The sequence below is a fragment of the Pseudomonas sp. MWU12-2037 genome (assembly GCF_023242345.1).
Taxonomy (GTDB): domain Bacteria; phylum Pseudomonadota; class Gammaproteobacteria; order Pseudomonadales; family Pseudomonadaceae; genus Aquipseudomonas; species Aquipseudomonas gingeri_D.
Window position 1 is genome coordinate 348,202 of sequence record NZ_JALLIZ010000005.1, and the last position, 19,667, is coordinate 367,868.

Annotated in this window: 19 protein-coding genes and 1 pseudogene; 5 read left to right on the plus strand and 15 right to left on the minus strand. The window is 63.6% G+C overall.

All coding sequences use genetic code 11. The features are described from left to right. Positions 1-355 precede the first annotated feature (355 nt). The 3 genes from M5B42_RS11975 (at position 356) to M5B42_RS11985 (ending at position 2,052) form a co-directional block, all read left to right on the plus strand. Positions 356-781 carry a YciI family protein gene (locus M5B42_RS11975; protein WP_218222702.1) on the plus strand — a complete coding sequence of 142 codons (426 nt, stop codon included), beginning with the start codon at positions 356-358 and terminating at the stop codon, positions 779-781. A 32-nt stretch (positions 782-813) separates the two neighbouring features. After that, complete coding sequence (locus M5B42_RS11980) at positions 814-1,230, plus strand: VOC family protein (RefSeq protein ID WP_177099245.1); 417 nt, start codon at positions 814-816, stop codon at positions 1,228-1,230. Between the two features lie 153 nt (positions 1,231-1,383). After that, the gene (locus M5B42_RS11985; protein WP_218222703.1) at positions 1,384-2,052 is read left to right on the plus strand and encodes an HAD family hydrolase; all 669 of its coding nucleotides are present in this window, start codon (positions 1,384-1,386) and stop codon (positions 2,050-2,052) included. Here the strand turns inward: M5B42_RS11985 and M5B42_RS11990 are convergent. After that, complete coding sequence (locus M5B42_RS11990) at positions 2,014-2,208, minus strand: hypothetical protein (RefSeq protein WP_218222704.1); 195 nt, start codon at positions 2,206-2,208, stop codon at positions 2,014-2,016. The two genes, M5B42_RS11985 and M5B42_RS11990, sit on opposite strands and share 39 nt — an antisense overlap. 224 nt (positions 2,209-2,432) lie before the next feature. Here M5B42_RS11990 and M5B42_RS11995 point away from each other — a divergent pair. After that, positions 2,433-4,148, plus strand: a pseudogene (locus M5B42_RS11995) (hydrogenase maturation protein). Here the strand turns inward: M5B42_RS11995 and M5B42_RS12000 are convergent. The 4 genes from M5B42_RS12000 to M5B42_RS12015 form a co-directional block, all read right to left on the minus strand. Further along, positions 4,145-5,218 (minus strand): ABC transporter ATP-binding protein, encoded by a 1,074-nt coding sequence (locus M5B42_RS12000; RefSeq protein WP_248745942.1) that lies wholly within the window; start codon positions 5,216-5,218, stop codon positions 4,145-4,147. The pseudogene M5B42_RS11995 and the gene M5B42_RS12000 sit on opposite strands and share 4 nt — an antisense overlap. Further along, a complete protein-coding gene (locus tag M5B42_RS12005; protein WP_248746004.1) occupies positions 5,215-6,825 on the minus strand; it encodes an iron ABC transporter permease in 1,611 nt (536 codons plus the stop codon). The genes M5B42_RS12000 and M5B42_RS12005 overlap by 4 nt, the downstream gene beginning before the upstream one ends. Before the next feature lie 3 nt (positions 6,826-6,828). Then, positions 6,829-7,845: an iron ABC transporter substrate-binding protein gene (locus tag M5B42_RS12010; protein ID WP_152739743.1), complete on the minus strand. Its 1,017-nt coding sequence runs from the start codon at positions 7,843-7,845 to the stop codon at positions 6,829-6,831. Positions 7,846-8,109: 264 nt separating this feature from the next. Beyond that, the gene (locus tag M5B42_RS12015; protein ID WP_248745943.1) at positions 8,110-9,204 is read right to left on the minus strand and encodes an AbrB family transcriptional regulator; all 1,095 of its coding nucleotides are present in this window, start codon (positions 9,202-9,204) and stop codon (positions 8,110-8,112) included. 131 nt (positions 9,205-9,335) lie between these two features. Here M5B42_RS12015 and M5B42_RS12020 point away from each other — a divergent pair, with 131 nt between their 5' ends. Continuing rightward, entirely contained in the window at positions 9,336-10,265 is a 930-nt protein-coding gene (locus tag M5B42_RS12020; protein ID WP_103499620.1) for a LysR family transcriptional regulator, read from the plus strand. Here the strand turns inward: M5B42_RS12020 and M5B42_RS12025 are convergent. The 10 genes from M5B42_RS12025 to M5B42_RS12070 form a co-directional block, all read right to left on the minus strand. Next, a complete protein-coding gene (locus M5B42_RS12025) occupies positions 10,243-11,034 on the minus strand; it encodes an amino acid ABC transporter ATP-binding protein (protein WP_248745944.1) in 792 nt (263 codons plus the stop codon). The genes M5B42_RS12020 and M5B42_RS12025 overlap by 23 nt on opposite strands. Then, complete coding sequence (ehuD, locus tag M5B42_RS12030; RefSeq protein WP_152739746.1) at positions 11,027-11,677, minus strand: ectoine/hydroxyectoine ABC transporter permease subunit EhuD; 651 nt, start codon at positions 11,675-11,677, stop codon at positions 11,027-11,029. Before ehuD ends, M5B42_RS12025 begins: the two co-directional genes overlap by 8 nt. 2 nt (positions 11,678-11,679) lie before the next feature. Continuing rightward, on the minus strand, positions 11,680-12,351 hold the full coding sequence (gene ehuC, locus M5B42_RS12035; RefSeq protein ID WP_103499617.1) for an ectoine/hydroxyectoine ABC transporter permease subunit EhuC: 672 nt from the start codon (positions 12,349-12,351) through the stop codon (positions 11,680-11,682). Positions 12,352-12,392: 41 nt separating this feature from the next. Beyond that, positions 12,393-13,268, minus strand: a complete 876-nt coding sequence (gene ehuB, locus M5B42_RS12040) for an ectoine/hydroxyectoine ABC transporter substrate-binding protein EhuB (RefSeq protein ID WP_103499616.1) — start codon at positions 13,266-13,268, stop codon at positions 12,393-12,395. 333 nt (positions 13,269-13,601) lie between these two features. After that, positions 13,602-13,961, minus strand: coding sequence for a Na+/H+ antiporter subunit G (locus M5B42_RS12045; RefSeq protein WP_248745945.1), 360 nt, complete (start codon positions 13,959-13,961; stop codon positions 13,602-13,604). Continuing rightward, positions 13,958-14,236, minus strand: a complete 279-nt coding sequence (locus M5B42_RS12050) for a K+/H+ antiporter subunit F (protein ID WP_100943305.1) — start codon at positions 14,234-14,236, stop codon at positions 13,958-13,960. Before M5B42_RS12050 ends, M5B42_RS12045 begins: the two co-directional genes overlap by 4 nt. After that, positions 14,233-14,721, minus strand: coding sequence for a Na+/H+ antiporter subunit E (locus M5B42_RS12055; RefSeq protein ID WP_177099044.1), 489 nt, complete (start codon positions 14,719-14,721; stop codon positions 14,233-14,235). The genes M5B42_RS12050 and M5B42_RS12055 overlap by 4 nt, the downstream gene beginning before the upstream one ends. After that, the gene (locus M5B42_RS12060; RefSeq protein ID WP_248745946.1) at positions 14,718-16,385 is read right to left on the minus strand and encodes a monovalent cation/H+ antiporter subunit D; all 1,668 of its coding nucleotides are present in this window, start codon (positions 16,383-16,385) and stop codon (positions 14,718-14,720) included. Before M5B42_RS12060 ends, M5B42_RS12055 begins: the two co-directional genes overlap by 4 nt. Next, positions 16,382-16,726, minus strand: a complete 345-nt coding sequence (locus tag M5B42_RS12065) for a Na+/H+ antiporter subunit C (protein ID WP_177099042.1) — start codon at positions 16,724-16,726, stop codon at positions 16,382-16,384. The genes M5B42_RS12060 and M5B42_RS12065 overlap by 4 nt, the downstream gene beginning before the upstream one ends. Beyond that, positions 16,726-19,644, minus strand: a complete 2,919-nt coding sequence (locus M5B42_RS12070) for a monovalent cation/H+ antiporter subunit A (protein ID WP_248745947.1) — start codon at positions 19,642-19,644, stop codon at positions 16,726-16,728. Before M5B42_RS12070 ends, M5B42_RS12065 begins: the two co-directional genes overlap by 1 nt. Between the last annotated feature and the right edge of the window lie 23 nt (positions 19,645-19,667).

A 19,667-nucleotide genomic window follows, 5' to 3' on the forward strand; every position in this document is an offset into this window, starting at 1 on the left:
AAGCCCTGCTCCTACAGATCTATGTCGTACACAGGATTTGTATTCGACGCTGAACTGTAGGAGCAGGGCTTGCCCGCGAAGCTTCCAGCGGCTGGCGGATGATCTATGCCTTTCTGGCTCGGGGCCGCCGGACGGGTTTATCGGGGCGCGAAAGATCTACTTCTATGCTTAGGTTCAGTCGAATGAGGGGCGGCGATATCGACCGCCGATCTTCTGCGCGCTCGGAAACGGACCAACGGCGATCAGAAAAAAGTTGTCGCAAGTTGTCGATTTCGTGCTCGCCCGTTCGATTAGTCGACACAGCCGCCTGCCGGCTTGTCGATTTTGTCTACCACCACCATCAGGAGAAATGACCATGCGATTTATGGTGATCGTCAAAGCCAGCCCGGAATCGGAAGCCGGCGAAATGCCCAGTAACGAATTGTTGACGGCCATGGGCGCCTATAACGAAGAACTGGCCAAGGCCGGTGTAATCCTTGCCGGGGAGGGGCTGCACCCCAGCGCCAAGGGTGTGCGCGTGCAGTTCAGCGGCAAACAGAGGCGTGTGGTCGACGGACCCTTTATGGAGACCAAGGAACTGATTGCCGGTTTCTGGATCTTCAATGTGCAGTCACTGCAAGAAGCCATCGACTGGGTCAAGCGTTGCCCGAACCCGATGGCCAGCGACTCTGAAATCGAAATCCGCCAGATCTTCGAGGCCGAGGACTTTGGCGAGAGCCTGACCCCCGAGTTGCGCGAACAGGAAGAACACCTGCGCGCGAAGATGTCCGGTCAATCCTGAAAACCTGCCAGAACAGGAGATCCATCATGAGCCTGAAAATCATTCCTTACCTGACCTTCAACGGCAACTGCAAGGAGGCCTTTGCCCTGTACAAAAAGGTGCTCGGTGGCGAGCTGTTTTCCCTGTCGTTCGCCGATGCGCCGGAAGAGGCCTGCATCCCCAAGGATGCACCGAACCGGGACAAGATCCTGCATACCCGCCTGACGGTGGGGGATTTCAGCCTGATGGCCTCCGATTGTCCGCCGCATCAGCCGTACAGCAAAATGCAGGGCATTTCGGTGTCGCTCAATGTCGACAGCGTTGACGAGGCCAAGCGACTGTTCGCTGGCCTGAGCGACGGCGGCAACATCCATATGGCGCCGGCCAAGACCTTCTGGGCCGAGTACTTCGCAATGTTCGAAGACCGTTTTGGCGTGAGCTGGATGATCAATTGCGAGACGGGCCACTAAGCCTCTGAGATAAACCCGCTCCCGCAGCCAGGCGGTCAGTTGCGGGAGCGAGCGGGCTCGTGAGGGAAGGGCATTGGCGACACCTGTCGTTCAGGCAATTGTCGTGCAGGAGTGAGACACTGTGCCCGTTCGGTTTATGAGCGTGGAACAGCAATGACGATTTCAAACAGTGCCGTGCAGGAAGCTGGAACCTGCGTGGCCTTCGATTTTGACGGCACCATTACCACCACCGACAGCCTGCGGGATTTCGTCCGTTACCAGGTGGGTAACCGGCGTTTTCTGATCGCCGGACTGCTGGTCTTGCCCTGGCTGGCGGGTATGTATACGGGGCTGTGCAAGCGGGCCGAGGCCAAGGCCCGGTTTCTGGCGTTCACCCTGCGTGGCAGGAGCCAGGTCGAGCTGGAAGAGGCCGCGGCGCGTTATGTCGCCGAGCGCCTGCCGACGCTGATCCGTCCGGAAATGCTCGAACGGATCGAGGCGCACAAGCGCCTGGGGCACCGTCTGGTGCTGGTCAGTGCATCGCCCACGCTCTATCTCGAGCACTGGGCCCCGGCCGCCGGTTTTGATGCGGTACTGGCCACGCAACTGGAGTTTCGCAACGGACGTTTTACCGGACGCCTGGCGTCGCCCAACTGCTGGGGGCCGGAAAAGGTCCGGCAGTTGCAGCACTGGCTGGGCGATGCGCGCGGGCGGGTATTGTTTGCCTATGGCGACAGTCGCGGCGACCAGGAGATGCTGGCGTTTGCCGAACACGGCTGGTTGCGCGGACTGGGCGCCTTGCCTTCACTCGACGCCCGGCCGGATGGGCTGCACCACGGCTGAAGGCCTGTCGCTCTCGATCAGGCGGCGCTCTTGCAATACATTGATCAGGGCAACGCGGGCGGACGGGTCCAACTGATGTTCCCGTTCCTTGAGTTCCAGCAGGATGGGGCTGGACCAACTGCGATAGGCACGCTCTGCAAGACGAACTGCACTCATTTCTCTCTCCTTGTTCAAAAGCCCGCTGAATAGTCGGGCGACTCCATGAGCGGAAAATCCTAGCCGAGAAATCGATGCTGCGCGAATGCTCCCGCCGTACGGTTGTCTGTTGACCTCGGTCAAGGTGCCGCGGGTGGGGCGCTTTACTGTAGCGGCTCCGGTCGGGCCATGGATTGCTCGTTGCAGCGTGGGGCCCGGCGTATTGCTCAAGGAGGAGTTCCGTTATGCGTTCATTGAAAATCATTCTGCTGGCATCGGCATTCAACGGCTTGACCCAGCGCGCCTGGTTGGAACTGCGCGAAGCGGGGCACGTGCCCAGTATGGTGCTGTTCAGCGACGAAGATACGGTTTGCCAACAGATCGAAAACACCGATGCGGCCCTGGTGATCTGCCCGTTTCTCAAGGACCGGGTGCCGGCCCGGTTGTGGCAGGACCCGCAGCGCCCGGTGGTGATCATCCACCCCGGGATTGTCGGTGATCGCGGCGCCAGTGCGCTGGATTGGGCGATCACCCGGCAGTTGCCCACCTGGGGCGTGACCGCCTTGCAGGCCGCCGAGGAAATGGACAGCGGGGCGATCTGGGCCACCTGCGAATTCGAGATGCCGGCGGGCGTTCGCAAGTCCGAGCTCTACAACGGCCCGGTGGCCGACGAGGCCATGACCTGCATCCACGAGGTGGTGGCCCGGTTCGGCAGAGACTTCGTGCCCCAGCCCCTGGATTACCGTTTGCCGGAGGTTCGCGGGCGTCTGCAAGCGAATATGAAGCAGAGCGACCGCGCCTTCAGTTGGTAGGATGACGCCGAACTGATCCAGCGGCGCATCGACGCCGCCGACGGCCAGCCCGGCGTGCTCGCCGAACTGCTGGGCGAATCCTGCTACCTCTATGACGCCCATCTCGACAGCCGCTGTGGAACGCCGGGCCAACTGCTGGCGGTGCACGACGATGCGGTGCTGGTGGCGACCGGAGACCGCAGCCTGTGGATCGGCTCATTGCGGCGCAAACCCCGGCCGGGGGAAGAGACGTTCAAACGCCCGGCGCGGCATGTGCTGGCCGGTCGGCTCGACAAGGTGCCGACCTTGAATTGGTCTGTCGCCAGCCAGCCGTATTGCAAGGAGGCCTACCAGCCGATCCGTTATCGTGAACTGGACGGCGTGGGCGAGCTGACCTTCGAGTTCTACAACGGCGCCATGAGCACCGAGCAATGTCGACGGTTGGTCAGTGCCCTGCGCTGGGCCAAGGCCCAGGACACCGAGGTGCTGCTGTTCCGTGGCGGGCGCGGCAGTTTTTCCAATGGTGTGCACCTCAACGTGATCCAGGCGGCGGCGGTGCCCGGGCTTGAGGCCTGGGCCAATATCCGCGCGATCAACGATGTCTGTCGTGAGCTGCTGACCGCCCGGCAACTGGTGGTCAGCGGCCTGACCGGCAGTGCCGGCGCCGGTGGGGTGATGCTGGCCCTGGCGGCCGACGGGGTGTTCGCCCGCAGCGGCGTGGTGCTCAACCCTCACTACAAGAGCATGGGCCTCTATGGCTCCGAATACTGGACTTACAGTCTGCCTCGCGCGGTGGGCTATGAGCGTGCGCTGCAGCTCAGCGAAGACTGCTTGCCGATCAGCGTCGCCCAGGCGCTGGAAATCGGCCTGGTCCAGGACATCGGCCCGCGTTGCCCGCAGGCCTTTGGCAACTGGTTGATGGCCCAGGCGCAGCGTGTCGCCCACGACCCTCTTTATAAAGCCGTACGCGAGCGCCGGCGTGCCCGGGATGTCGAAGACATGGAGCGCTGCCGCGACGAAGAGTTGGCCCAGATGCGTCTGGATATGGTCGAGGATCGTAATGGCTTTGCCGAAAAGTGCCGGCACTTCGTATTCAAGCACCGGACCTGCGGGACGCCTCGGCGACTGGTTGCGCCCTGGGCGAACAGCGCCGAGGTGGTGAACGGCTAGCGGACGGCCTGGCGCCCCAGCACATGGGCATGGCCCAGGGCCGAGACCAGCACTTGGCTGCCGACCCGGGGTGCGTGCATGCCGGAGCTACGCACCAGCAATGAACGTTTCTGTCCGTCGGCGGCCGGTGCCTTCAGTTCCACGGTCAAGGTGCAGGTGTTGCCGCCGAAGTCGCATTCGGTGACCACCGCCGGGCTGCCGTTGCCGTCCGCTTGTCCCGGCGCCTGGGCCGCGAGTTGCAACTGCTCGGGGCGCAACATGATCTGCGCCGGGCCGTGACGGCCTTCATCATTGACCGCCAGCCGGCCCAGGTCGCATTGCGCCCAGCCGTTTTCGATCAGGGCAGGCAGGATCACCGCATCGCCAAGGAACAGCGCGGTGTCCTCATCGTCCGGACGCAGGTACAGGTCCATCGGGTGTCCGGCCTGTACCAGCCGGCCCTTGCGCATTACCGCCAACTGATCGGCAAAGGACAGGGCTTCGGATTGGTCGTGGGTGACCAGGATAGTGGTCACCCCGGCTTCGGACAGCAGCCGCGCGACCATCTTGCGCATGGATGCCCGCAGCCCGGTGTCGAGGGCGGAAAAGGGTTCGTCCAGCAGCATCAACCGAGGGCGTTGCGCCAGGGCGCGGGCCAGTGCCACCCGCTGTTGCTGGCCGCCGGACAACTCGTGGGGCCAGCGTTTGCCCATCTGCGGCTCCAGGGCCACGCTGTCCATCAGCTCGGCCACCCGTTGTTGCCGGGTAGCCTTGTCGACGATACCGAAGGCGATGTTATCGGCCACTGTCATATGGGGAAACAGCGCGCCGTCTTGCGGCACATAACCAATCAGCCGCTGGTGGGCCGGGACCTGGGTCTGGGCATCCACCAGCGGTTGGCCGTCGAGGGTGATACGCCCGGCGTCGGGAAATTCGAAACCGGCAATCATCCGCAGCAGGGTGGTCTTGCCCGAGCCGGATGGGCCGACGATGGCCGTGCGGCTACCGGTGGCAATCGACAGATGGATATCTTCCAGGGCCGCTTGCGAACCGAAGGACTTGTACAGCGCGTTGATTTCAAGAGCGTTCATCGGCCAGCCGTGCGTTTGGATTGATGATAGAGAAGCCCGGTCAGCGGCAGCGACAGCAGGATCATGAGCAGCGCATAGGGCGCGGCACCGGCATAGTCGATTTCACTGGTCATGGCCCAGAAACCGGTGGCCAGGGTCCGTGTGCCGTTGGGCGCGAGCAGCAGGGTGGCGGTCAGTTCGTTGGTAATGGCCAGGAACACCAGCGCGGCACCGGCGGCGGCCCCCGGCGCGGCAAGGCGCAGGGTGATCGACCAGAGCGCGCGGACCGGTGAGCGCCCGAGGCTGCGGGCGATATTTTCCAGTTCCACCGGCGCCTGGGCGATGCCGGCGCGCAGGCTGACCAGGGCGCGGGGCATGAACATCAACAGGTAAGCCAGCAGGACGGTGATCGAGGTCTGGTAGATCGGTCGGGCGAAGTTGATGGTGACCGTGACCAGGGCCAGGGCCACGACGATGCCGGGCAGGGAGCTGGTGATGTAGTTGCAGCTTTCCAGCAGGCGATGCAGGCGTCCGGGCGAGCGGATCGACAACCAGGCCACGGGCACCGCCGCGCAGGTGGTCAGCAGGGCGCCGGCGGCACCGAGCAGCAGCGTCTGTTCCAGGGCCGGCAGCAGGTCGCCCATTTGCCAGACCTCGCGGCCACCGGCGATCAGCCAGTTGCCCAGGGTGACCAGCGGCACGCCGAGGGCCAGCAGGCTGCTGACGATCGGGATGCTCAGCGCCAGCAGCTTGGTGTTGCGGCTGAGGCGTACCGTGCGTTGTTGCCGCGCGCTGCCGGAACCGACCCGGGCATAACGGGCCTTGCCCCGGGCGGCCGACTCGACGGTCAACAGGCCCAGGCAGCACAGCGCCAGGATCCCGGCCAGGGTATGGGCCGCCGGTCCGCTGAAGGTCGACTTGAACTGGTCGAAGATCGCCGTGGTGAAGGTGTCGAAGCGGATCATCGCGTAGAGGCCGTATTCGGCCAGCAGGTGCAGGCCGACCAGCAAGGCGCCGCCGCAGATCGCCAGGCGCAGTTGCGGCAGGACAATGCGGAAAAATACCGCCCAGGGTTTGAGCCCCAGGGACTCGCCGACATCCTCGATGGCCGGGTCCAGGCGGCGCAGGGTCGCGGCAATCGGCAGGTAGAGAAACGGGAAATAGGCGATCACCGAGACCAGCACCCCGGCGAACAGCCCGTGGATCGGCGGCACCAGGCTGACCCAGGCGTAGCTGTGGACGAACGCCGGTACGGCCAGGGGCGCGGTGGCCAGCAATGACCAGGCGCGGCGGCCGGGCAGGTCGGTGCGTTCGGTCAGCCAGGCCAGGGCCAGCCCGAGTGCCACGCACAGCGGAATGGTGATGACCATCAGCAACAGGGTGTTGGTCAGCAGCTCGGCCACCCGCGGACGCCAGACCAGCGCTTCAAGGGTGGTCCACCCGGTTTGCCAGGAAGACAGGATCACGAAGGCGATCGGCAACAACGCCAGCAGGGACACCAGCACGGACAGCCCGATGATCCAGGCATTGCCCTGGCGCCCGAAGAAATTTCTGGATCGCTTGCGCGAAAGCGCCGCAGGCGCGTAAGCGACTGCGGCGGGGTCCAGGGGGGAAATGGACTCTGGGATCAATTACAGGATTCCGGCCTGGGTCATCAACTCAACCGCTTTCTTGCTGTCGAGTTTCGAGGCATCGACCTTGGGTGCGTCGAGGTCCTTGAGCGGCACCAGTTTCGCATTGGATTCGGCACCCACGCCCACCGCGTATTCAAACGAGTTGCCGTTCTTGAGAACCGCCTGGCCATCTTTGCCGGTGATCCACTTGAGGAAGGCCTGGGCCTCTTCCGGGTGTTTGCTCGACTTCAACACGCCACCGCCGGAGGTGCTGACAAAAGCGCCCGGGTCCTGGTGCTTGAAGTAGTGCAGCGAGGTGTTCTTGCTGTTCTCGCCGGTCTTGGCCTGGTCGCCGAAGCTGTAGTAGTGGTAGATCACACCACTTTCGACTTGCCCGGCATTGACCGCCTTGAGCACCGCGCTGTTGCCGCGATAGATCGAAGCGTTGGTCTTCATTGCCTTGAGCCAGTCCAGGGTCGCGGCTTCGCCCTTGAGTTCCAGTACGGCGGCGACGATGGCCTGGAAGTCGGCACCGGCCGGCGAGGCGGCCCAACGACCTTTCCACTCAGGCGAGGCGAGGTCGAGCAGGGACTTGGGCAGTTGGGCTTCGGTCAGCTTGCTCTTGTTGTAGACGAACACGGTGGAGCGGGCGGCGATGCCGACCCAGTTGCCGTGGGCCGGACGGTAGGCTGCACCGATCTGTTCCAGAGTGGTCGGGGCCACGGGTGCGAACAGTTTGGCGTTGTCCACCAGGACCATGGCCGGGGAGTTCTCGGTCAGGAACACGTCGGCTGGCGACTTGTCGCCTTCCTGGACGATCTGGTTGCCCATCTCGGTGTCGTCGCCATTACGCAGGGTCACCTTGATCCCGGTTTCCTTGGTGAAACCATCGACCCAGGCCTTGGTCAGGCTTTCGTGCTGGGCGTTGTAGACCACGATGCCGTCGGCGCTTGGGGCCGCATAGGCGTGGCCGGCGCTGAGCATGGCGGTGGTCAGAAAGGCGGTTTTCAGAAACGAAGGCAGACGGGGAATCATTGCGTGGGTAGCTCCTGCAGTCTTTTAGTAGTCGAGGTGGCTGGCGATTTTCGGCGCATCTACACCCGGTTCGCCGGCCCAGTTAAACAATGGGAATCATTCGCATGTTTGTCTGGGGCGGCAATTTAGAGGGTTAAATGAGAAAAAAACGTCAAAATCAGCATGACTCTCAAACAAATCTTAATCAATGTCGTTCGTATTTTGACTAAGGTAACGACGCAGATTGTGCCATGAATGCTTCGTCATCGGTGAGTCTTGTCGTGCCTAAGGCTTGATGGGTAGGGAGAAGCGAATCACCAGCCGGGCAAAGAACGCACCGGTGAAGATCACCGCCAGCAGGCGCAAGGTCTGCATCGCCAGGACCAGGCCGACATCCGAATGGGTGTCGACTGCGATGATCGCCATGGTGTCGAGCCCGCCAGGGCTGGTGGCCAGGTAGACCGAGAGGAAGTCCAGGCCGAGCCACTTCGCCAGGACCCAGGCCGAGGCGGCGCACAGGGCGATCAGGCTGATGGCGCTGAGGATCATGGCCGGCAGGTGTTTCCAGACATAGAGCACGGTGGGGCGGTCGAAACGCAGGCCGACGTAGCAGCCGATGGCGCCGTAGGCGATTGCCAGCAGCCAGGCGGGCAGGGTGATATGCAGCAGCCCGGACAGTTGCAGGACGGCACCGATCAGCAGCGGTACCAGCAGGGCGCCCGCCGGTACGCGCGCGCCCAGCACCACGCCGAACACCACGGTGATCAGCGTCAGCCCCAGGTTGAGCAGGTTGAAGCCATGCAGCGCGGCATCGGCGGCATGGGATTCGCTGCCGTTGACCGGTGCTTCGAGCATATGGCTGACCAGCGCCCCGATCATGACCACGCAGACCACCCGCACATACTGCATGGTTGCCACGACCCGCCCGTCGGCGCCGAAATCATCGGCCATGGCGACCATGGCCGATGCCGCTCCAGGGGAGGTGCCCCAGGCGGCGGTGCTGGCCTGGATCCCGCCGAAACGCACCATCGCCAGGCCCACCATGGCGCTCAGGCATACCGTCAGTACCGTGGCGAACAGCATCAGGTGCCAGGAGTCGGACATTGACGTCAGTACCGCCAGGGTTATGGAGTGGGCGGCGAGCAGGCCGATGCAACCCTGGCCCAGGCGGAACGCCTGGCGGTGAACACGGATGCTGGCGCCACTGACGCCAAAGGCGATTGCCACCAGCATCGGACCGATAAATTGCCCGGCGGGCAACTCGGCGTACTTGAGCAGTTGTCCGCTGCCGCCGGCCAGCAACAGCAGGGCCAGCCATTGCAACGAGCGCGGCCAGGTGGTCAGGGAAAGCCGGGAGGATGAGGATGATAATGTGGTCAAGAGCACTCTCCAAAGCGCTGGACGCTCCTGTTGCAGGGCGTTGAAAGCGGCGCAGTGGGTAAATTATTGATAGCCTGATCGATCAAGTCTAGTTTCTAATTGTGATGAAACGATAACTTTGGTTGATTGATATGGACCTGCGGGATCTCACCTATTTCGAAACCATTGCCGAGCTGGGTCATCTGGGCCGCGCGGCGCAGAAGCTCAATCGCAGCCAGCCGGCGCTGACCAAGAGCATCCAACGGCTGGAGGAGTCGTTCGGCACCAAGCTGTTCGAGCGCGAGGGCCGACGGATCAAGCTGACGCCGGTCGGCGAGTTATTGCAGCAGCGCGGTCGGCAGTTGCAGCAGAGCATTGCCGAGACCCACCGTGAAATACGCGATTTCGCCAGTGGCGTGCTGGGCAATATCCGCCTGGGCTGCGCGTCGAGCATGGCCGAATACCTGCTGCCGCAACTGACTGCGGCCTTGCTCGAGCGGGCGCCGGAGATCACTTTGAGCCTGGCGATCGGCCAGGACGATATGTTGCGCGAATCCCTGCGTTCCGGACGCCTGGACATGGTGATCTGCCCACTGTTCGACGATGACCCCCAGCTGTTGTCGCATCCGCTGTTCGATGACGAAGCGGTGGTGGTTGCCAGTCGCAATCACCCGATCTTCGACGCGCCGATTCGCCTGAGCGAGCTGGGGCGTTATCGTTGGGTGTTGCCTGCGTCGGGTGTTTCATCCCGCCGCTGGATCGACAATGTGTTCCTGGCTCACGATCTGCCGCTGCCCTCGGTGCAGATCGAGACCAACACCATTTCGCTGCTACCGCGGCTTATCGGCCAGACCCGCCTGTTGAGTTTCCTGGCGCGGGAAACCCTGGAGGATGTGAAGGGCGCGACGCACCTGCGGGAAGTGCGGCTCAAGGAAACCACTATGAAGCGTACCTTGGTGGTGTCGGTGCGTGCTGGCGCCTACTTGTCGCCAGCGGCGCAGACCATGCTCGACCTGCTAAAACGCGATGGCCGGGCGTTTTTCAGCGCACGGCGAGCCGTTAACGCTGCTCGACCCGATTGAGAAAGCGCCGGGTGCGTTCGTTGTCCGGCTCCACCAGGATCTGCCGGGGCGTGCCGTCGGCGACAATACGCCCGGCCTCCATGAACAGCACCCGGTCGGCGATGTCCTGGGCGAACTTCATTTCGTGGGTCACCAGCAGCATGGTCACCTGTTGCTCATGGGCAATCGTGCGAATCACCTCCAGCACTTCGCCCACCAGTTCCGGGTCGAGGGCCGAGGTCACCTCGTCGAACAGCATCACCTTCGGACGCATCGCCAGGGCCCGGGCGATGGCCACCCGTTGCTGTTGGCCGCCGGACAGCTGGGCGGGATAGGCATCGGCCTTGTGGCTCAGGCCGACCATTGCCAGATAGGCCTGGGCGCGGTCCAGGGCTTCTTCGCGACTGACCTTGAGCACCTGCAACGGCGCCTCGGTGATGTTTTCCCGCACGGTCAGGTGCGGGAACAGGTTGAACTGCTGGAAGACCATGCCGACCCGATGCTCCACCGGGGCTTTTTTCGTGCCGGGCCAGCACCAGCCGCCGCCCTTGGCGCTGACCGCCACGCCGTCGACCTCGATGTGGCCCTGCTCGTAGCTTTCCAGGCCCTTGATCAAGCGCAATACGGTGGATTTCCCCGAACCGCTGGGGCCGATCAGCGCGACTTTCTGCCCTTGGGGAATGCTCAGGTCGAGGTGGTCGATGACCCGGGTCGCGCCGAAGTGCTTGACCACCTGGGTGAGGCGGATCTGTGCCGGCGCCGTGGCCGCGAGGTGTGCAACGTCAGACATGGCTGCGCCTTTCCAGGTACTTGAAGAGCAGGGAAGTCGGCACGCTGATGATCAGGAACAGCACGGCCATCAGCGTATAGGGTTCGGTGTAGCGATAGCTCATCCCGGCCACCTGCTTGGCGGCCTGGAACAGCTCCGGAATGGTGATCACCGCCAGCAGTGGGGTTTCCTTGAACATGCCGATCAGGTAGTTGCCCAACACCGGCAGCATCGGTTTCAGGGCCTGGGGCAGGATGATCCGGCGCCAGGTGGTGGCGGTGTCGAAGTCCAGCGCCCGGGCGGCTTGCCACTGGCCCGCCGGTACACCGTCGATGGCACCGCGATAGGCCTCGGCGATATAGGCGCTGTAGTAGAGCCCGAGGCCGATCACCCCTGTGGAGATCGCCGGCAGGGTAATCCCGGCCGAGGGCAGGGCAAAGAACAGCACATAGAGCTGGACCATCAGCGGCGTGTTGCGAAAAAAGCTCAGATAGCCCTGGCAGCCGCGCCGTATTGCGCTGACCGATGAGCGTTGGGCAATCGCCAGGATCAGCCCGAGCAGTACCGCCAGCAGGAAACCGAGCACCACCACCTGCACGGTGACCAGCAAGCCACGCAGCAGGTCGGGCAGGATCGACCAGGCAAACTCGAAGTCGAATTCCATGGTTACTCCCGGCGCCAGGCCGAACTGTGGTGTTCATAACGCCGCACCAGCCAGGTCAATGGCCAGGCCATGACGAAGTAGCAGACCAGCACGATGCTCCAGATCAGCGTCTGTTGCCCCAGCGTGGTCACCAGCTGATTGCCGGAAAAGGTCAGGTCGCTCAAGGTGATCAACGACACCAGCGAAGTGGTTTTCATCAACTCGACCAACTGGTTGCCCAGTGGCGGCAGCATAAAGGGCAGGGCCTGGGGCAGGATGATCCGCCGAAAGGCCGCCAGCGGCCCGAAGTCCAGGGCGCGCAAGGCATCACGTTGCCCGGCGCTGACATTCACCAGCGCCGCGCGGACGATCTCCGAGCCGTAGGCCGAGAAAGTCAGGCCCAGGCCGATCACCCCGGTGGTCATCGGCGACAGGCTGATACCGAACAGCGGCAGGATAAAGAACAGGTAGAACAGCAGCACCAGGGCCGAAATGCCGCGCAGCAGCTCGACATAGGCGGTGGCGAACCAGCGCAGCGCGCGCCAGGGCGACAGGCGCATCAGCGCGATCACCAGCGACAGCACCAGTACCAGCAGTTCCGCGAGGAAGGTGATTTGCACGGTTACCCACGCGCCATGGGCCAACTGGCGCGCGATGAACAGGGCCGTTTCCACGGCCGGGGTATCGAGGGACATGGCCTGTACTCGTGTGGGTTTGAGGCCGTTTCAGCGTCTGGTTACTGGCTGCAACGTTGGGCGGCGGTGACGTCCAGGTCGGGCAGCTCGTTTTCGGTGTAGTCGTATTTCTGCAGGATCTTCAGCAACTCACCGGAGGCCCGCAGCTTGGCCAACTGTTCGTTGAAGGCCTGGGTAAAGGCCGGATCGTTTTTCGGCAGGCCATAGGATTGGTAGTTCCAGCTTGGCTTGCCCTGGGCATCGGGGATCTGCGCGAAAGGCAGGGCGCGTTCGATAGCTGGGTTGGCGGCTTTCTTGAGCAGGCCGATGATTTCCGCGTCGGGGAAATACACCACGTCGATACGTCCGGCCTCAAGGGCGGAGAGGGCTTCGGTGTCCTTGTCGAACAGCACCAGATTGGCCGCTGGAACGCCGCTGTCGCGGGCTTCCTGGACCTGATTGGTGCCGGCCTGGGTGGCCAGGCGTGCCTGGCCGTTGTTGGCGACATCCTTGAGGCTGTGCAGGTTCAGCGGGTTGCCGGCCTTGACGATAAAGGCGCCGCCGGAGCGGGTGATCGGGTTGGAGAAACCGATGACCTTGCAGCGATTGGCGTTGATGAACAGGCCTTCGCCGATCAGGTCGAAACGCTTGGCGGTGACACCGGGGACCAGGGAACCGAAGTCGGTGATCGGGGTTTCCAGCTTGTGGATGCCCAGCGGTTCGAGAATCGCCTTGAGTACATCGACATAGGCGCCGGTGACCTTGCCGTCGGTGCCGATGTAGGCGTACGGCTGCTCATTGGCGATACCGGCGCTGAGGCCTTGGCTACGACCCTTTTCCAGCAGGCCCGCGGCCAGGGCCGAGGAGGACGGGGCTAGGTTCAACAGCACGCTGGCGCACAGCGCGGCCGGCAACGACAGGGACTTGATAGCGTTCATGGAGGACCTGGAGAGAATGGAAAGGGGTGCCAGACAGTTAAGCCGAATACATGACCTGTAGGGGCCGGCTTGCTGGCGAAGAGGTCCGTGAGGACGCTAAAAGCTTCGCGGGCAAGCCCTGCTCCTACAGGTTAGGTGGCATTTTTGAGATCCCATTTCCTTAACTGACTGGCACCGGCGACAAGTCCGCTTGTCGCCAGTCCGGCCTGGCCCGAGGGGGTGTTCAGCCTCGACTGACAGAATCTGAAAATGATTTTATCGATATAAGCGAAAAGTTTTAAATATCGTTAAGTGATAAGCATATGTTGTTTGCCGAGGGTAAAGCGGGTGCCCTCAACTCCCGCCTTCGGGACGCCCGCTGCTGACTTCCGCCGGCACATCATCCCCAGCCATGCGCTTGCGGAACAGCCCGGTCCGGGCCAGCAGCAGGGTGGTCACCGGCACAGTGATCGACAACAGGATCGGAATCAGCCAGGCGTGGATCACCGGCTCCGACTTGAGTGCCGAAAAGTACAGGATCGAGGCCAGCGCCACGCACCAGGCGCCAAGGGTCGAGGCCAGTGCCGGCGGGTGCATGCGCTGGAAGAAGTCCTTCATGCGCAACAGGCCGATGGCGCCACACAGGGCGAGCAGGCTGGCGGCCACCAGCAGAAAGGCCACCGGAATTTCGATCCAGAGGGATAACGGGTTCATTCGATCACCTCGCCACGCAGAAGGAATTTGGCCAGGGCAAACGAGCCGACAAAGCCGAACAGGGCAATCAGCAGCGCCGCTTCGAAGTAGGTATCACTGGCGTAGCGGATGCCCAGTACCAGCATCATCAGCATGGCAATCAGGTACAGGTAGTCCAGGGCCAGGACCCGGTCTTGCGCCGACGGGCCCTTGAACAGCCGGACCACGGTCAGCACCAGCGCCACGCTGAAGATGAACAGGCTCAGCAGGATCGCATTGGCGAGCAGTGCGCTCATTCGAAGATCTCCATCAGAGGACGTTCGTAAGTCGTCTTGAAGTGCTGGATAAAACCGCTTTCGTCGTCCAGGTCGAAAACGTGCAGTAGCAGGACGCTGCGGTCCAGGGCCAGTTCCGACCAGACGGTGCCGGGAACCACCGTGCAGATCATCGACAGCACGGCCAGGCCGTTGGCATCGCGCAGGTCCAGGGGCACCTTGACGAAGGCCGAACGCGGCGCGCGGCGTCCGGCGTTGAGCACGCCCCAGGCAACGGCGAGGTTGGACAGCACCACGTCGGCACCGACCCGAAAAAACAGGCGCAGCATCACCCCGGGGCGACGGATACGGATCGGCCGCGGGCGCAAGGGCGCCATCATCACCGGAGCGAAGACGCCGAGGGCCGCACCCAGCAGCAGGTTACCCGGGCTGACCGACAGGTTCAGCACCAGCCACAACAGCCAAAGCGCAAGGGACAGCCACGGCGCGGGGAACAGGCGTTTCATGGCTGTACCTCCACGGCGGTGGTCGGGTTCGGCACCGGGCGAGCGGCCTGCACGGCGCTGATGTACTGTCCGGGGTTGTCGAGGGAGCCAGCCGCCGCCTGGGTGTAGCGCAACAGCGGCTCGGCCTTGACGGTCAGCAGGATGCACAGGCCCAGCAGGGCAAAGATGGGCAGGCATTCGAAACGCCGTAGCGCTGGCGACGGACGCTCCTGGGGTGTCCAGAAACGCGAGATGCCCATGCGCGAGAAAGCCAGCAGCGAAGCGAGCCCGGACAGCACCAGCAAGGCCAGCAGGCCCCAGGCCGCCGGGGAGATCGGCGCATCGATGCCCAACCCTTTCGGATTGAGCAAGGCGCTGAGCAAGGCCAGCTTGCCGATAAAGCCGGACAGCGGCGGCATGCCGATGATCAGCAGGGCGCAGGCGATAAAGCTCAAGCCGAGGAAGGCCATGGTCCAGGGAATGACCTGGCCGACCACGGCTTTCTGTTCATCGTCCAGGTTGGTGCCGGGCCTTGGGTGCAAGGACTCCAGCCGCCGGGGCAGCGGGTCGATGTCCTCTTCCAGCGGTAGTTCGTTGGCCGAACGTGAGCGTTCGATCAGTTCGGCCAGCAGGAACAGCGCACTCAGGGCCAGGGTCGAGCTGACCAGGTAGAACAGCGCGCCGGCCGTGAGGTTCGGTTGGGCGAAACCGATGGCCGAGAGCAGGATCCCCGCCGAGACCAGGATACTCAGGCTGGCCATGCGTTCCAGGCGCTGGGCGGCGAGGATTGCCACGGCGGCGCAGGCGATGGTCGCCATGCCGCCGTAGATCAGCCAGTCACCGCCGAAATGCCCCGAGGCACCGGCCTCGCCGGAAAACAGCAAGGTCCACAGCCGCAGCAGCGTGTAGATCCCGACCTTGGTCATGATCGCGAACATCGCCGCCACCGGGGCGCTGGCCGAGGAGTAGGCGGGCACCAGCCAGAAGTTCAGCGGCCACATCCCGGCCTTGGCCAGGAAGGCCACGGCGAGAATCGCCGCGCCCGCATGCAGCAGCCCGCGATCGGCTTCCGGCACCAGCGGGATCTTCAGCGCCAGGTCGGCGAAGTTCAGGGTGCCGGTAACGCCATAGATCAGCGCCGCGCCGATCAGGAACAACGACGAGGCCAGCAGGTTGATCGCGATGTAGTGCAAGCCCGCCGACACCCGCGAGCGCCCCGAACCGTGCAGGACCAGGCCATAGGAAGCGGCCAGCAGGACTTCGAAGAACACGAACAGGTTGAACAGGTCGGCGGTCAGGAAAGCGCCGTAAAGGCCCATCAACTGGATCTGGAACAACGCGTGGAAGCTGGCGCCGGCACGGTCCCAACGGGCCATGGCGAACAGCAGCGCGCTGACGCCGATGATCCCGGTCAGCACCAGCATCAACGCAGAGAGACGGTCGACCACCAGCACAATGCCAAATGGCACCTGCCAATTGCTCGGCAGGTAGACGCCGATGGAGCCGGTTTCGCCGGCCTGGGTGCCGATCAGCAAGAGTATCGAGATGCCCAGGCCGATCAGGCTCGAGCCCAGGTTGAGGCGGGCCTTGAGTGGCCGGTGCTTCTCGCCGAGCATCAGCATCAGCGCCGCCGTAAGCAGCGGCAGCAGGATCGGGGCGATGATCAGGTGCGACATCGGGTTCATTCCTTGGGCTCCCGGCCATCGACATGGTCGGTACCGGTCAGGCCGCGCGAGGCCAGCAGCACCACCAGGAACAGCGCGGTCATGGCGAAGCTGATGACAATGGCGGTGAGCACCAGGGCCTGGGGCAGCGGGTCGGTGTAGTTGAGCAGGTCCTGGGGCACGCCGTCCTTGATGATCGGCTCCTTGCCGATAAACAGGCTGCCCATGCTGAAGATAAACAGGTTGACCCCGTAGGACAGCAGGCAGAGGCCCATCACCACCTGGAAGGTCCGTGGACGCAGCATCAGCCAGACCCCGGAGGCCGCGAGCACGCCAATGGCAATTGCAATGACTTCTTCCATCAGGCGGCTCCTGGCTTGGGTTGGGCGCCGAGTTGCTGGCTCGGCCGATGGGCGCGGACCGACTGGTGCGCCAGGGCGGTTAGGATCAGCAGGGTCGAACCGACCACCACCGCGTACACGCCGATATCGAAGAACAACGCGCTGGCGACATGGATATCCCCCAGCAACGGCAGATGCAGGTGGGCGGTGTGGGTAGTCAGGAACGGATAACCGAAAGCCATCGCCCCCAGGCCCGTGACCGTGGCGAACAGCAGGCCGGTGCCCATCCAGCGCAACGGCCGCAGGCTCATCTGTGCTTCAACCCACTGGGTGCCGGCGACCATGTATTGCAGGATAAACGCCACCGACATCACCAGCCCGGCGACAAAACCGCCACCCGGTTGGTTATGCCCGCGCATAAACAGGTACATCGAGACTACGAAGGCGATCGGCAGCAGCAGGCGCACCAGCACCGCCGGCACCATCATGAAACCCAGGGCGGTGTCGCTGGCGCTGCGCGGGTTGACCAGATCGGTGACCACGTCCGGGGCCAATTGGCGCTGCTGGTTGGGCAACTCAAGACTTTCCTTCGGCGGACGGAAGCGGCGCAGCAGGGCGAACACGGTCAGGGCGGTGGCCATCAGCACGGTGATTTCACCGAGGGTGTCGAAGCCACGGAAGTCCACCAGCATCACGTTCACCACATTGCTGCCGCCCCCTTCGGGCAGGGCGCGACTGAGGTAGAACGAGGAAATGTCATTGGGCGTCTGGCGGGTCAGCATGGCGTAGGACAGCAGGGCCATGCCGCCGCCGACCCCGACCGACAGCAGCAGGTCGCGCAGACGACGAATCCGTGCCTTGCGCAGGCCGCTCGGCAACGGCGAGACCTCTTCGATACGCCGTGGCAGCCAGCGCAGGCCCAGCAGGATCAGCACCGTGGTCACCACTTCCACCACCAGTTGGGTCAGGGCCAGGTCCGGCGCGGAGAACCAGACAAAGGTGATGCAGGTCATCAGGCCGCAGACGCTGACCATGATCATGGCCGCCAGCCGGTGGTACTTGGCTTGCCAGGCGGCGCCCAGGGCGCAGGCGATGGCCAGCAACCAGAGGGTGACGAAGACAATGGAGCCGGGGATCTTCGGCCGGTCGCCCCAGGACAGGCTGCTGTGCAGCATCGGGATCAGGCCGGCAACCACCGCCGCCAGCACCAGCAGGAACAACTGGGTTTGCAGGCGCTGGGTGCTGACCCGGCGCTCGATGCGCCGGGCGTAGCGCATGATGGTCACCAGGCAGCGCTCGAACAGGCGCTTGCCGTTGAGGCGACCGATCAGCGGCGGACGACTGAAACGGCCACGCTTGAGTTGCTTGCGTAGCAGCAGATAGAGCAGCACGCCGCCGGACATGGCGATCAGGCTCATGATCATCGGCGCATTCAGGCCGTGCCAGATCGCCAGGCTGTACTCGGGCAAGACCCCGCCGACCACCGGCAGGGCCGCGGTGGCGAGGATTGAACCGACCACCTGGGCCGGGAAAATCCCCACCAGCAGGCAGGTGAACACCAGCAGTTCCACCGGCGCGCGCATCCAGCGCGGCGGCTCGTGAGGCGTGTGGGGCAGGTCGGTGGCCTTGGGACCGAAGAACACATCGACGGTAAAGCGCAGCGAGTAGGCGACGCTGAAGGTGCCGGCGAGGGTGGCAATCACCGGCAGGGCCGTTTCGACCCAGGCCGTGGAATTGATGAACACCGTTTCGGCGAAGAACATTTCCTTGGAGAGGAAGCCGTTGAGCAGCGGCACCCCGGCCATGGAGGCACTGGCGACCATCGCCAGGGTCGCGGTGAACGGAATCAGCTTGATCAGGCCGCTGAGCTTGCGGATATCGCGGGTGCCGCTTTCATGGTCGATGATGCCGGCGGCCATGAACAGCGAGGCCTTGAAGGTCGCATGGTTGAGAATGTGGAACACCGCGGCCACGGCGGCCAGTGGGCTGTTCAGGCCCAGCAGCAGGGTGATCAGGCCCAGGTGGCTGATGGTGGAGTAGGCCAGCAGGCCCTTGAGGTCGTTCTGGAACATGGCGCAGTAGGCGCCGAGCATCAGGGTTGCGGCGCCGGCACCGCCGACAATCCAGAACCACTCGTCGCTGCCGGAGAGCGACGGCCACAGTCGGGCGAGGAGAAACACCCCGGCCTTGACCATGGTCGCCGAGTGCAGATAGGCCGAAACCGGAGTCGGCGCGGCCATGGCGTGGGGCAGCCAGAAGTGGAATGGGAACTGTGCGCTCTTGCTCAGGGCGCCGATCAGGATCAGCGGCAGCAGGACCGGGTACAGGACGTGGGCGCGGATTTTATCGCCGGCCGCCAACACAGTGTCCAGGTCATAGCTGCCGACCACATGGCCGAGAATCAATACCCCCGCCAGCAGGCACAGACCGCCGGCGCCGGTAACCGTCAGCGCCATATAGGCACCGCGACGGGCATCACTGCGGTGGTGCCAATAGCCGATCAGCAGGAAGGAGAACAGGCTGGTCAGTTCCCAGAAGAACACGATCTGGATCAGGTTGCCGGACAGCACCAGGCCGAGCATGGCGCCCATAAAGGCCAGGAAAAAGGCGAAAAAGCGCGGCACCGGATCTTCCGGCGACATGTAGTAGCGAGCGTACAGCGACACCAGGGTACCGATGCCCAGCACCAGCATGGAGAACAGCCAGGCGAAGCCATCCAGGCGCAGGACGAAGTTCAGCCCCAGGCTGGGCAGCCAATTGATGGTTTCGTGAATCACACCGCCGTGGGCGATCTGCGGGTAGAGCAGCGCCATCTGCAGGGTGCCGACCAGGGCGATGACACCGGCCAGGATGGATTCACTGTTGCGGGCGTTATGCGGCAGCAGGGCCGCCAGACAGCTGCCGATAAAAGGCAGAAGCAGTAGAACTATCAGGGACATAGGCTTCTAATCTGCAGGAGTTT

Coding starts and splice junctions, on each gene's coding strand:
- M5B42_RS11975 (WP_218222702.1), top strand. CDS start 356: ATGCGATTTATGGTGATCGTCAAAGCCAGCCCGGAATCGGAAGCCGGC.
- M5B42_RS11985 (WP_218222703.1), top strand. CDS start 1,384: ATGACGATTTCAAACAGTGCCGTGCAGGAAGCTGGAACCTGCGTGGCC.
- M5B42_RS11990 (WP_218222704.1), bottom strand. CDS start 2,208: ATGAGTGCAGTTCGTCTTGCAGAGCGTGCCTATCGCAGTTGGTCCAGC.
- M5B42_RS12000 (WP_248745942.1), bottom strand. CDS start 5,218: ATGAACGCTCTTGAAATCAACGCGCTGTACAAGTCCTTCGGTTCGCAA.
- M5B42_RS12010 (WP_152739743.1), bottom strand. CDS start 7,845: ATGATTCCCCGTCTGCCTTCGTTTCTGAAAACCGCCTTTCTGACCACC.
- M5B42_RS12020 (WP_103499620.1), top strand. CDS start 9,336: ATGGACCTGCGGGATCTCACCTATTTCGAAACCATTGCCGAGCTGGGT.
- M5B42_RS12025 (WP_248745944.1), bottom strand. CDS start 11,034: ATGTCTGACGTTGCACACCTCGCGGCCACGGCGCCGGCACAGATCCGC.
- ehuD (WP_152739746.1), bottom strand. CDS start 11,677: ATGGAATTCGACTTCGAGTTTGCCTGGTCGATCCTGCCCGACCTGCTG.
- ehuC (WP_103499617.1), bottom strand. CDS start 12,351: ATGTCCCTCGATACCCCGGCCGTGGAAACGGCCCTGTTCATCGCGCGC.
- ehuB (WP_103499616.1), bottom strand. CDS start 13,268: ATGAACGCTATCAAGTCCCTGTCGTTGCCGGCCGCGCTGTGCGCCAGC.
- M5B42_RS12045 (WP_248745945.1), bottom strand. CDS start 13,961: ATGAACCCGTTATCCCTCTGGATCGAAATTCCGGTGGCCTTTCTGCTG.
- M5B42_RS12050 (WP_100943305.1), bottom strand. CDS start 14,236: ATGAGCGCACTGCTCGCCAATGCGATCCTGCTGAGCCTGTTCATCTTC.
- M5B42_RS12055 (WP_177099044.1), bottom strand. CDS start 14,721: ATGAAACGCCTGTTCCCCGCGCCGTGGCTGTCCCTTGCGCTTTGGCTG.
- M5B42_RS12060 (WP_248745946.1), bottom strand. CDS start 16,385: ATGAACCCGATGTCGCACCTGATCATCGCCCCGATCCTGCTGCCGCTG.
- M5B42_RS12065 (WP_177099042.1), bottom strand. CDS start 16,726: ATGGAAGAAGTCATTGCAATTGCCATTGGCGTGCTCGCGGCCTCCGGG.
- M5B42_RS12070 (WP_248745947.1), bottom strand. CDS start 19,644: ATGTCCCTGATAGTTCTACTGCTTCTGCCTTTTATCGGCAGCTGTCTG.